Annotated in this window: 8 protein-coding genes; 4 read left to right on the top strand and 4 right to left on the bottom strand. The window is 39.1% G+C overall.

Annotated features, from left to right (window positions below):
- Positions 1-7 precede the first annotated feature (7 nt).
- Entirely contained in the window at positions 8-730 is a 723-nt protein-coding gene (locus tag IPM92_07820; GenBank protein ID MBK9108274.1) for a TIGR02206 family membrane protein, read from the top strand.
- A 391-nt stretch (positions 731-1,121) separates the two neighbouring features.
- Here IPM92_07820 and IPM92_07815 read toward each other — a convergent pair whose 3' ends face one another.
- The 3 genes from IPM92_07815 to nhaD are packed head-to-tail and all read right to left on the bottom strand — an operon-like array spanning position 1,122 to position 5,988.
- Entirely contained in the window at positions 1,122-1,565 is a 444-nt protein-coding gene (locus IPM92_07815; GenBank protein MBK9108273.1) for a TonB family protein, read from the bottom strand.
- Positions 1,566-1,591: 26 nt separating this feature from the next.
- Positions 1,592-4,711, bottom strand: coding sequence for a glycosyl hydrolase (locus IPM92_07810; GenBank protein MBK9108272.1), 3,120 nt, complete (start codon positions 4,709-4,711; stop codon positions 1,592-1,594).
- Between the two features lie 11 nt (positions 4,712-4,722).
- Complete coding sequence (gene nhaD / locus IPM92_07805) at positions 4,723-5,988, bottom strand: sodium:proton antiporter NhaD (GenBank protein MBK9108271.1); 1,266 nt, start codon at positions 5,986-5,988, stop codon at positions 4,723-4,725.
- Between the two features lie 161 nt (positions 5,989-6,149).
- Here nhaD and dusB point away from each other — a divergent pair, with 161 nt between their 5' ends.
- Together dusB and IPM92_07795 are read left to right on the top strand one after the other, a co-directional pair.
- On the top strand, positions 6,150-7,157 hold the full coding sequence (gene dusB / locus IPM92_07800; protein ID MBK9108270.1) for a tRNA dihydrouridine synthase DusB: 1,008 nt from the start codon (positions 6,150-6,152) through the stop codon (positions 7,155-7,157).
- 2 nt (positions 7,158-7,159) lie between these two features.
- Positions 7,160-8,638 carry an HD domain-containing protein gene (locus IPM92_07795; protein ID MBK9108269.1) on the top strand — a complete coding sequence of 493 codons (1,479 nt, stop codon included), beginning with the start codon at positions 7,160-7,162 and terminating at the stop codon, positions 8,636-8,638.
- On the opposite strand, the gene IPM92_07790 is transcribed toward IPM92_07795, so the two are convergent.
- Positions 8,628-10,400: an OmpA family protein gene (locus IPM92_07790; protein MBK9108268.1), complete on the bottom strand. Its 1,773-nt coding sequence runs from the start codon at positions 10,398-10,400 to the stop codon at positions 8,628-8,630. The genes IPM92_07795 and IPM92_07790 overlap by 11 nt on opposite strands.
- Before the next feature lie 172 nt (positions 10,401-10,572).
- Here IPM92_07790 and IPM92_07785 point away from each other — a divergent pair, with 172 nt between their 5' ends.
- Positions 10,573-12,102, top strand: coding sequence for an amino acid permease (locus IPM92_07785; GenBank protein MBK9108267.1), 1,530 nt, complete (start codon positions 10,573-10,575; stop codon positions 12,100-12,102).
- Positions 12,103-13,036: the final 934 nt, after the last annotated feature.

Below are 13,036 nucleotides of genomic sequence, written 5' to 3'. Positions count from 1 at the left end.
TTGCAGCGTGGATGCAGACTGGGATCAGTTTATAGGGCAAGTTAGCGGCTTTGAGCGGTTTACCTTGGAGCATTGGCTACCGCTAATTATTTGGATGGTATGCACTTATTACTGGATTCAGTGGGCGAAGAATAAAGATCTTATCCGCAAACATCGCTCGGCATTTTGGTTTTCAATGAGCCTTGCCTTTGCAGTGATCTTATGGATGATCCTTCGATTCGTATTAGAAAAATTTGACATTAAGGAAGACCTTCCTTTTCATTTATGTAACATTCTTGCTATTATTTTTCCTATTGCATTGTATTTCCAGATGAAATGGTTTTTTGGCATTCTTTATTTTTGGGTGTTAGTAGGAACATTGCAGGCCGTCATTACTCCAGATTTGAAAGAACCCTTTCCACATTTTGTTTACTTCAGATATTGGTGGGTTCATTGTGGTCTCATTAGCTTGATTTTATATGGATTAATTATTCTCAAATGGCGGGTAGAGGCTAAGGATATTGGAAACGCCATCATTGGGACCAATGTGTATTTATTTTTCTCATTACTCATCAACTGGATCACTGGTGGTAATTATTTTTTTACCATGCGCAAACCAGATTCCGCAACATTATTGGATTATTTAGGACCCTGGCCCTGGTATTTGATCACCGGTCAATTGGTGATGCTTATTTTTTTTATTGTGTATTTTATTCCTGTGTGGTATTACCAGAAGAAGCTCAAAGCTTAGAGCCTAAAGCCCAAAGCTTAAAGCCTGGAGCTCAAAATTCAAAGCTCTTATACTACCGCAATAAAATTTGCTTTATCCTTTATCTCGATACGCCTTCAGGCTACATTATAGCTGGTAGTCTTCATCCCGCTTTTATTAAATTTCTTGTAATCAATAGAGTATTTCAAAGCGGGATCTGCTAGAGTGTTAGGAAAACTCCGTTTTCCTAACAAATGATAAAGAGTAGGTGTTTTTATTTTGTTGTCGCTCAGCGAAGGGTATAATCTTTACTCTTTACTCCTCCCGAAATAATAATCACTTATTTATTGAATAAGGCCTCCATACTCTTTGCTCTATAATCCATGATCCTTCGTGGTCCTTTGTGTCTTCGTGCCTTTGTGGCAAAAATTTCTCATGATTTTTTGGGTATGACCACTGTATAGTGATATGTGGGTTCTGATGGGGTTTGAGAAATTTTAACATCCGGATTTTGAGTAACTGTATAATTTATATTCATCTGGACAGAGGGGGGAGTAGGTAACTTAAAATGAATATGAAAAGTTTTGAAATAACTCACCTTTACATTTCGTATTTTATCAATATTAAACTTTAATAAAGAAACTACTCTTTGCGCTTCAGCATCACAATCAGGATGTAAAGAAGATATCACTTTTGTTTGAATAATTTTGCCTTCAAAATTAATTTCTCCTTTGATCACTACCGTGCCTTCTATTTTGGTATCGAAAGCGGTTTTGGGATATTTTAAATTCTGGGATATAAAAATAGCCATGGCTTTTGAACCACCTGGATATTCAGGAGAGGGTATAAAATCCTTGTGGCGCTTTTCTTTTTTCAATTATCAGTTTTTGTGATGGCCTATTCTTATTTTACATTTTTCGGCTTGATAAAGTCAAGTTCAGCCTCCCGTATCTTTTGATTAAAGTATCTCAAAGATCCATTTTTAATATCCTCATACAGCTTCAGCTGCTCTTGAATCAATTCATCGGTTTCACTTCTATAAACTTCCGCTTGCGTTGTCGGTGGATAATTACCATGTTCATAAAGGGCTATGAGGTGTGCAAGTTTATTCGTGAGTTTGATCGGGAAATTGATTGGATCTTGATTGCTTTTGCTCTTGGTTTGGTACAATTCGTTTTCAATTTTATTTAAAGTACTATCAATAGCTTCTTTTAAAATAAACAAACTATCTGTTTTAGAATTTTTGTCTAATGCATTGCAAAAATCATTGAGTTGCTTTTTAATATCTCGCATTTCAATAATCGCTTTGTGCGCCTTATCGATACTTTTTCGAATCGCATCTATAAATTGATACTGCTGCTCAACATCTTCATCACTTGTAGGATATTTCTTATTTCGAATGACCCGAATTTCAGTACTATCAAATAGGCCGGGTCCCTGTATATACATTTTATAATTCCCAAGTCGTGGTTTAGCTGCCTGCAATCCTGCCCACCAAAGCACCATTCCATCAAAACTTTTAGCTGGTTTTTTTCTCAAAGAAAATTCGAGTTTATTGCATCCGGATTTCAGTTTGATTTTTTCTGTAAATTCATCTGAAAAACTATTGGACCATCTACCAATCGTATCCTTGTTCGAATCTATGCAGAAAAAAGAAAAGCTGTCTTTCGCCTGAATACTGTCTATATAAAAATATAAAATTGCTCCTGCAGGATGATTGGTTCCTGAAAATTTAGAATCAGTGGAGCCGCCATCAGTTCGTAGCACCGATTTTGGTTGAAACAAAATATGCTTTTTATTTTTGGAGTTAGCTTGATATTGACGCAAAGGGCCCAGATCATCAATGAGCCAAAGGCTTCTACCTTGGGTGGCTGCAATTAGAAAGTCTTCTTTAACCGTCAAATCTGTAATCGGTACAATGGGAAGATTGAGTTGTAACGATTGCCAATTGACGCCATCATTCAAGGATACATAAATTCCATATTCTGTTCCGCTGTATAATAAGCCTGACCTCACAGGATCAGCTCTCAAAACGCGAGTGAAATGCTCTGATGAAATTCCAGTAGTAATTTTTTTCCAGGTCTTTCCATAATCCTTGGTTTTGAAAAGGTAAGGAAGGAAATCACCATTTTTATATCCGGTTGCTGCGAGATAACAGCCTCCATCCTGATGTGGGTCAGGTTCTATGGAATTGATCATCGTCCAGGCAGGTAATTCAATTGGAGTAACATTTGTCCAACTATTGCCTCCATTCATACTTACATGGACCAATCCATCATCTGTGCCTATCCATAATAAATCTTTGATTCTTGGTGACTCCGCAGCGGCAAATATGGTACAATAATATTCAACACTGGTGTTGTCTTTGGTAATGGGTCCACCGGAAGCTTTCATTTTACTGCTGTCATTCCGCGTGAGATCGGGACTAATTGTTCGCCAACTGTTGCCTTCATCTTCGCTCACATGCAAATGATTGGAAGCCGCATACAATCGAGTAGGCTTATGCGGACTAAAAAAAAGTGGAAAATTCCATTGAAAGCGATATTTTAATTTTTCCGCCCCATGACCAAGAGGATTGTCGGGCCACACATTGATGCTTCGACTAATATTTCGTTGGTGATCATATCTGTTTAAATAGCCACCATAACTTCCACCATAAACGATTTCCGGATTCATTGGATCAATAGCGATGTGCCCGGATTCTCCTCCGGCAGTAGGTTCCCAATCGTTTGCACCAATTGAATATCCTTCTGTGCGGTGATGAATGCGAATAGTACTGTTGTCTTGTTGAGCGACATAAATGCGGAAAGGGTGATGATTGTCTGTCGTAACTCTATAAAACTGAGCTGTCGGTTGATTGTTTTGTGGTGACCAGTGTTTGCCATTGTCATCGCTGATTTGTCCACCGCCATCATTAGCAACCGCTATATAATTGGGCTGTTCGGGATTAAACCACATGTCGTGATGATCTGCATGTTGCGTATTGACTGTGTTAAAGGTTTTACCACCATCTGTTGATTTGTGCAAAGAGACATTGAGTGCATAAACTTCATCTGGATTTTTAGGATGGATGCAAATTCTTGAAAAATACCATGCCCTTTGTCTAATTTTTCTTTCAGAGTTTACGAGTTTCCAGGTTTTGCCTGCATCATTCGACCGAAACAGTCCTCCATTTTCATTTTCAATCATGGCATAAATAACATCGTTATTCGATGGAGCAACAGCAACAGTACTAATTCCCCAGATACCCGTTGGCAAGCCTTCATGTGAAGAAATATTTTTCCAATGATCTCCGCCATCTGTGCTAAGCCAAAGTCCGGAACCGGGCCCGCCACTGCTCATTTGATGGGCTGACCTTCTCATATTCCATGTAGTCGCAAAAACAATTCTTGGATTCACCGGATCAAAACACAATTCAGCAGCTCCGGTACTGTCATTTACAAACAAAACCTTTTTCCAGGATTTACCACCGTCTGTGGTTTTGAAAATGCCGCGGTCTGGATGTGATTTAAAAACATTGCCTAGTGCAGCAACCAATACGATATCGGGATTTTTAGGATGGCATTTGATGCGAACGATGTGCCGTGTTTGATCTAATCCCATTTTGACCCAGTTTTTTCCACCATCATCAGATTTCCAGATACCTTTTCCTGGGCTCACATTGCCTCGGATGGTTTGTTCGCCTTCGCCCACCCAAATGATATTGGGATCTGATGATGCAACTTCAATGGCTCCGATACTGCCTCCGAAAAATCCATCGGAAATATTTTCCCAATGTAAACCGGTATCTTTTGTTTTCCAAATACCTCCTCCTGTTGTTCCCATCAAAAAGGTTTCAGGCCTTGAGGATACTCCAATGATAGCGCAAGATCTGCCACCTCTGAAGGGTCCAATATGCCTCCATTCCAGGCCATTGATGTGCTTTGCTGTAAACGCTTCCTGACACAAACTAACAATTGTTTGTATTGAGAAAACAATTGTTAGGAGTATAGTGAATATTGATTTAGTGATATTGAATGACATCTTTTAATATTTCAGGAAAAATAATAAATGTAAACCCATCCCGCTACATAGCCCAATAAAGCTAAAAAACTGATTCTTTTAAAATACCAGGGATAAGTTATTTTTTCAAGTCCCATAGCCGCAACACCGGCTGCAGATCCTATAATGAGGACACTACCACCGGTTCCCGCTGCATAAGCTACTTCATGCCAAAACGAGTGATCCAAAGAATAAGAGTACATTCCCATGGCTCCCGCAACGAGAGGGACGTTATCAATTACAGCAGATAATAAGCCCAGAACAAATGCGATAATTGCAGGATCGCTAATATGTTGATCTAAAAAAACGCCAAGGTTTTTGAGTTGACCCACTTGTTGCAATGCTGATATTGCAAATAGAATTCCAAAGAAAAATAAAATACTTGGAATCTCAATTCGCGAGAGTGCATTTCTTACGGTTGGTTTGGGACTATCTCTGGTTTCCGGAAATTTATAGGGGTGATTAATTTCCGAAATCAACCAGAAAATAGCCATTGCACCCATCATTCCCATAAAAGGCGGAAGGTGAGTCAAGGTTTTAAAGATAGGCACAAAAATGAGTAAAGTTATTCCGGTCCATAAATAAAAGGAAGATGATGGATGAAAGGCTTCCGGTATTTCTGCCTCATCTTTATAATAGCCCCAAAAACGGGTATTTCTGGATGCGATCAAAAGAGGAATGGCAATGCATAATACGGAAGGAATAAACAATTCCTGCACCAAATGTAAGGATGATACTTTATGTGCGATCCATAACATCGTGGTAGTAACATCGCCAATAGGAGACCAGGCACCGCCGGCATTTGCAGCAATTACTACAAAACTTGCAAACCACAAACGGTCTTCATTATGGTGAATGATTTTTCTGATCAGCGAGATCATGACGATCGTGGTGGTGAGATTGTCCAATACTGCCGAAAAGAAAAATGCGATCACAGAAATGAGGATCAGTAAAGTGAATTTTTTCTTGCTTTTGATCCAGCTACTCACCACATGGAATCCCTGATGTAAATCGATTAATTCAACAATGGTCATTGCGCCAATCAGAAAAAACAGAATTGCTGCAATCTCACCTAATACGTGAGATAATTCTAAAACCAAATGATCTGAAGCTTCAACACTATTTTGATTCAATGCAATGACTACCCAACAAGCTACCCCGGTAATCAGAGCAGATACTGCTTTATCAATTTTGATTTGATGTTCAAAAATGATACTCAAATATCCAAGGATAAAGAACGAAGTAATTAATGTAATCATGATTTCAATTAGAATGCGAAAAGTAATGATAAAATTGATGAATTAAAGCCCAATTCGATGAATTGAGCAGTGAATTTATAAAACATAGATTTACAATGAAGTAAGTCAGAGTTTCTAAGCAAGGGCGGTGTTTATGCTGGCATTTATTAACTTTGCCGCGCATGAAGCCTGGTTTAAAAATAGGAACGCTTGAATTGCCGGAGTTTCCAATAATTCTGGCACCTATGGAGGATGTCAGTGATCCGCCATTTCGCATGTTGTGCAAACAACATGCTTGCGACCTTATGTTCACTGAATTTATTTCAGTGGAAGGTCTTATCCGGGATGCAGCCAAATCCGTCCAAAAATTGGATATTTATCCTGAAGAAAGGCCGGTAGGAGTTCAGATTTTTGGAGCAGAATACGACTCTATGATGCGAGCTACAGAAATTGTAGAGCGCGCTCAACCGGAGATCATTGATATAAATTATGGTTGTCCGGTTCAAAAAGTTGTCTGCAAAATGGCGGGTGCGGGAATTCTCCGCGATGTTCCCAAAATGGTAGCACTTACAAAAGCTGTTGTTCAATCAACAAAACTCCCCGTTACTGTAAAAACACGTTTAGGTTGGGACGATAAAACAATATTTATAGAAGAAGTCGCAGAGCGATTACAAGATGTTGGCATTCAAGCACTCACCATTCATGCACGCACGCGATCACAAATGTATAAAGGAGATGCAGATTGGACCTGGATTGCAAAAGTCAAGGAAAATCCAAGAATACACATTCCGATTTTTGGTAATGGAGATATCGATAGCCCGCAAAAAGCATTGGCTTATAAAAACAAATACGGCGTGGATGGGATCATGATTGGCAGGGCAAGTATTGGCTATCCCTGGATCTTTAGAGAAATCAAGCATTTCTTACAAACAGGCAATTTATTGGATCCGCCATCACTTGAAGAACGGATTGTGGCTGTTAAGCAACATTTATTTCATGCTATAAAATGGAAGGGAGAAAAAGTGGGTATCGTGGAAATGAAACGCCATTACACTAATTATTTCAAAGGATATCCCGGAATTAAAGATTTTCGGACACAATTGGTGAGTACTTGCGAATTACAGGAAATTATTTCGATACTTGATAAAATACAACTTTGTTATGCTGACGAAGTTCTAATGGAAGTTTAATGATGGAGCAGTCTTTGTTATTTGATCTGAGTGCTTCAGAGAAAAAAATTCTTTCTATAATTTCTTCTGTTGCCCAAAGAGAAAACTTAGAAGTGTATGCAATAGGTGGATACATTCGAGATAAAATTATTGGTAGAGCATCAAATGATATTGATATCGTTTGTATTGGTGATGCGATTAAACTGGCCGAACTCGTTGCTGATGAATTTAAACCCCGGCCCAATGTGAATTTCTATAGTCGGTTTGGCACAGCAGCTCTTCAACATAAAGATTTACATATTGAATTTGTTGGGGCACGAAAAGAATCTTATAAACACGATTCGCGTAAACCAGTCATTTTTTCGGGAACCCTCGAAGATGATCAGCTGAGAAGAGATTTTACAATCAACGCGATTTCAATAAGTTTAAATGCTTCCAATTACGGAGAACTGATAGATCCATTCGATGGATTGGGTGATATCAAGAAGAAACGCATCAAAACACCTGGCAATCCGGATACTACATTTTCAGATGATCCGCTCCGAATGATGAGAGCCATTCGATTTGCAACACAATTACAATATGTCATAGATCCTGAAACGCTGGAGGGTATTAAAAGCTGCTGCGATCGCATTAAAATCGTTTCGAAGGAACGCATTACTACAGAATTGGATAAAATATTATTATGTCATAAGCCTTCCATCGGACTCGATTTACTTTATAAAACGGGTTTGTTAGAAAATATTCTCCCGGAATTAATTTTACTTGCTGGTGTTGAATACCTGGAAGGTAAAGGTCATAAAGATAATTTTTACCATACGCTGGAAGTTGTTGATAATTTGGCGGCCAAATCAGATAATTTGATGTTGCGATGGTCTGCTCTTTTACATGACATCGCCAAACCTCAAACTAAAAAGTTTGAAAAGGGAATTGGTTGGACTTTTCATGGACACGATGCATTAGGTGCTGCTATGGTGCCGCGTATATTTAAATCAATGCGATTGCCTTTGGATCATAAACTCAAATATGTGCAGAAAATGGTGCGCTTGCATCTGAGACCCATTGCTTTGACCAAAGAAGAAATCTCTGATTCGGCTTTAAGACGGCTTTTGTTTGATGCTGGTGAAGATTTAGAAGATTTGTTGATGTTGTGCGAAGCTGATATAACTTCAAAAAATATTACTAAAGTAAATCGCTATTTGAATAACTATAGTATCGTTAGAGAAAAGTTATATGAACTGGAAGCAAAAGATCGCATCCGCAATTGGCAACCACCTGTTGATGGTGCAGATATTATGGAACTCTTTCAAATCAAACCCGGTAAGGAGGTTGGTATCATCAAAACATGTATTCGAGAAGCCATTTTGGAAGGTACAATTCCGAATGAAAGACAGGCCGCTCTGAAGTTGATGCAGGAAAAGGGCTTGGAATTAGGTCTTGTTGCCGTCAAATCTTTAGAAGAGCTAACAACTGTTAGGAATCCATCAGAGGTCAATTCATAGAAATAATCTTCAATTCTACTCTTTGATTCTTTAAACGACCCGCAGCAGTATCATTACTGGCTATTGGGACGCGTTTGCCATAGCCTTTATATTGAACCTGTGACGAAACGATTCCCTTTTCGATCAAAAAATCAGCAACATTTTTTGCGCGCGTAGTGCTTAATCGGTCACAATATTCATGCGGTGGGATGGAATTCGTGTGCCCACCAATTTCAATGACGACATCCCGGTTATTAATCAAGAAGTCATAAATTTCATTCAATACAGCAAACGAACGATCGTTAATAACAGCAGAGTCAGCATCAAAGAATAATTGGTTGATTTGTAAAGTTTGTCCAACTGTAATTTTTTTTCGATCCAGGTCAGCAATGACTTTAGGTTGATCGATGAGCAGATCGTAATTATGAACGCAGTTGTTTTGGTCCATGATACGCACACCTTGTTTGCCGGCTGCAAGATTGGTATTGTTGAGTCCGGATCTCCCGTTCGACCATAAGATGCGATGCGTTCCGGTTCCACCTCGGATCTCAATCGTAGCTTTCCCATCTTTCCTGTTTACTGCTGATACAGGCGATTTAGAAGTCACGATGACTTCAATGGGTTCCGGTTCTTTGATTTTTACAGTAGCCACATATTCTTCAGCTTCGGCATCGGTGACTGTTATTTGGAAAGTACCCGCACCAAGACTATCCCGTTTGGTTAATTTTTTGACGCCGTCAGACCATTCATAACTATAAGGGGTTTTACCACCTTTAGCAATTACGATCACAGAAGCAGTTTTATCCCCATTACATTTGATGTCTCCTTTGCTATATGCAATAACTTTGAATGCTTCTTCTTCACCATCCAATATATCTATTCGAAAAAGACCCCGATCGGCAGTCCCTACCCATAAATCATCATTTTTATCACAAGCCAGAGAAAGTGTTTGCGATGATACAAAACCATAATCTTCATCGAGTAATAGGGTATTATCGGTGTACGGATCAAATTGCACGAGCAATTCGGATGCTACATAAATGCGACCTTTACTATCTGAAGCCAGGGCGCGTACGGGCCCTTTGCTCAAACCTCTTTTTACGGCTGCATCCTGCCATCGCTCACGGCCATCTTCTTCGTAGACCAGCCACATGCGGTCTTCTGCCAACAACCATGTACCTTCTGTTGAAGATATAGCTCCGTTGAACTTTGAATTTTTTTCATAGATATCCCAATCTTTGTCTTCTATTTTTACAATGCCACCTTCAGTCCCAATCCATAATCGTTGCTTTGGATCTACATAAAGGGAGTTAATGCCCTCCTTGTTCAACTTTGAATTTTTAGAAGTATAATGATTAAGTATCCGGCTTTGATCATCTGATACTCTAAAGAGTCCTTTATCGGTACCTACCCAAATATCTCCTTTATAATAAGCCATACATTGGATGAGCGCACCTTTAATGGCCAAATCTATGGTAAGCATTTTGTCTTCTGTGATGAGTTGTTGAGATCTGTTACCATACCATACCATTTCTTTTTTGTCCTCAGTGATCGCAGCTACTGAATCTGAGCTCATGAGTTCCGCATCATGGTCCATAGAGATCATGCGATAAAGTCCACGATCTGTGCCAAGCCATTTGTAATTTTGCTTATCGATGAGGATTGCACGTACTGCTTCATCGGGAGCCAGTTTTTGATAATTTTCAACCAATGCTTTGTTTTCTGATTGACAGAATATCAAGCAAGAATAGCCAGATAAAAGAATACTCAACAATTTTTTCATCGCATGCAAAATAATGGAAACTTCAGATAAAACGATAAGAGCAGATTTTTTAGTCTGATATAACGCGAATTTGAATTGTAAGTTGTTGATTTCCATAAGCCCTTGTCCAAAATAAATTGCAAATAAATTCTAAATGGAATTTCGCTTATATTAGCCGCTTATTCAACAACAAATGAAAAACCTCTTTAAAGTAAAACCCATTGGCCATCTCCATGCAGAAGCAGCGGATTCCACCAAAGGACTCAACCGAACCTTAACTGCAACGAATCTGGTTTCCCTGGGAATTGGTGCCATCATTGGTACGGGTATATTTGTATTAACAGGTACAGCAGCTGCTGAGCATGCCGGTCCGGCTTTGGTGCTTGCGTTTATTCTGTCTGGAATTGGTTGTGCTTTTGCTGGTCTGTGTTATGCAGAGTACGCAGCAATGATCCCGATCTCCGGAAGCGCATATGCCTACTCTTATTCAACACTGGGTGAATTTGTTGCCTGGATTATTGGTTGGGATTTAATACTTGAATATTTATTTGGTGCAAGTACAGTCGCTGTTGGCTGGTCCGGGTACTTTGTAAGTATCTTGAAAGATTTTGGGGTATACCTTCCTCCGGAGTTAATTGCTTCTTCCGGAACCAAACTGGTTAATATTCCCAATGAAGGTTGGGCAGCCCTCAGCTCAAATGTGTCTGATAAATTAGCCGCTGCAGCCATCGATCCGGCAAGTCTGGAAAGTGTTACGGCTATCTTTAATCTACCAGCTGTATTTATCATCGGCTTACTTACAATATTATTGGTTATAGGAATTAAAGAATCCGCCAATTTCAATAATGTGATCGTTTTGATCAAACTTGCTGTTATCATTTTATTTATAGTGTTTGGATTTAGTTATATATCATCCGAAAACTGGGTTCCATTTATACCTGAACGTATTATAGATGTGGATGGGCGAGGGCACTATGGATGGTTTGGAATTGTGACTGCAGCAGGTGTTATTTTCTTTGCCTACATCGGTTTTGATGCGGTATCAACCCTAGCACAAGAAGCAAAAAATCCTCAAAAAGATATGCCTGTTGGCATCCTCGGATCTCTGGTGGTCTGTACCATTTTATATATTCTCGTTGCTTTGGTCATGACCGGTATCGTTAACTATAAAGATCTGAATGTTCCGGCTCCTATAGCTTTGGCCATAGACAAGGCCGGAAGCGGCCTCGAATGGTTGCGCTTCCCTGTCAAACTTGGGGCTATCGCTGGATTGAGTTCCGTAATTTTAGTAATGCTGATGGGGCAACCGCGAATTTTCTTTTCCATGGCACAAGATGGGTTGCTCCCGCCTGTTTTTGCAAAAGTGCACCATAAATACAAAACGCCTCATGTGACTACCATCCTTACCGGTGTCGTTGCTGCTTTTTTTGCAGGGGTGTTGCCAATTAATATATTAGGTGAGTTGGTATCCATAGGTACTTTATTTGCATTCGTGATTGTATGTATAGGTATCATCGTCTTGAGAAAATCTAAACCCGATCTACCTAGGCCATTTAAAACACCTTTAGTTCCATTAGTCCCCATTTTAGGAGCACTTATTTGTTTTGCTCAAATGTTGGGTTTGCCTATGGATACCTGGCTGCGATTGATCGTCTGGATGATACTAGGTATTTCCATTTATTTCTTTTATGGAATCAAACATAGTAAGGTACAGAAACTTTAAAGAAATTCTCAGTCCCGACATAAGTGCTGTTATTGTTTGCAAAGGTCTTATCGGGGATTAGTTTTTAGTTGACAGTTTGCAGTTGTTTAAGAGGAATAAGTCTAAAGCTTAAAGGCTAAAGGCGATTCACACACTTCCATTCGCACTCATGCCATTCTAAAAATTCTCTAATTCTGAAAATTCTGCTTCAGACAAATAAGAAGTTTTCAGTGGACAGTTTGCAGTTGTTTAAGAGGAATAAGGCTAAAGCTTAAAGGCTAAAGGCGATTCACATACTTTAATTTACACCTATATTCCATTCTGAAAATTCTGCTTCAGACAAAAAGGAAGAAAGAATTCCCCATCACTTCGACCTTTTAGCCTTTAGCCTTTAAACCTATACTCCATTCTGAAAATTCTGCTTCAGACAAAAAGGAAAAAGAATCCCCCCTTTGGCCTTTTCCCTTTAGCCTTTACACCTATACTCCATTCTAAAAATTCTGCTTCAGACAAATAAGAAGCTAAGGGAGTTTGATATTGGGTAATTAATGATCTTTAAAAAGTCTATTTCAATTCATCTTCCGTTTGGAAAACGGAGTTTTCCTATCACTCGAACGGATCCCGCTTTGAAATACGCTATTGATTACAAGAAATTTAAAAAAATCGGGATGAAGATTACGCTTAGCTCTCAAAAAATTATATTTCTATAAACTAACATATGTTAGCAACTGTTGTAGCCTCCAAGTATAAAATCCTCCTCACAGACTATCAGACTATCAGACTTTCAGACTATCAGACTTTTTCCAATAAGCCTAAATTAAGAAGTTTACAGTTTATTGGTTGATCAAGACATTCAGTCTCTCAAACTAACAAACTAACAAACTAACAAACTAACAGACTAACAGACTATTAGACTAACTAGACTAACAGACATCTTCCCACAAGCCTGCACTCT

The sequence above is a fragment of the Saprospiraceae bacterium genome (genome assembly GCA_016719615.1).
In the GTDB taxonomy this organism is placed as follows: domain Bacteria; phylum Bacteroidota; class Bacteroidia; order Chitinophagales; family Saprospiraceae; genus Vicinibacter.
Note: the sequence above shows the minus strand (reverse complement) of the source record. Positions and strands in the feature narration are given on the sequence as shown.

Excerpts from the sequence above, each read along its gene's own strand:
- IPM92_07795 (MBK9108269.1), top strand. The coding sequence starts at position 7,160 with ATGGAGCAGTCTTTGTTATTTGATCTGAGTGCTTCAGAGAAAAAAATT.
- nhaD (MBK9108271.1), bottom strand. The coding sequence starts at position 5,988 with ATGATTACATTAATTACTTCGTTCTTTATCCTTGGATATTTGAGTATC.
- IPM92_07810 (MBK9108272.1), bottom strand. The coding sequence starts at position 4,711 with ATGTCATTCAATATCACTAAATCAATATTCACTATACTCCTAACAATT.
- dusB (MBK9108270.1), top strand. The coding sequence starts at position 6,150 with ATGAAGCCTGGTTTAAAAATAGGAACGCTTGAATTGCCGGAGTTTCCA.
- IPM92_07785 (MBK9108267.1), top strand. The coding sequence starts at position 10,573 with ATGAAAAACCTCTTTAAAGTAAAACCCATTGGCCATCTCCATGCAGAA.
- IPM92_07790 (MBK9108268.1), bottom strand. The coding sequence starts at position 10,400 with ATGAAAAAATTGTTGAGTATTCTTTTATCTGGCTATTCTTGCTTGATA.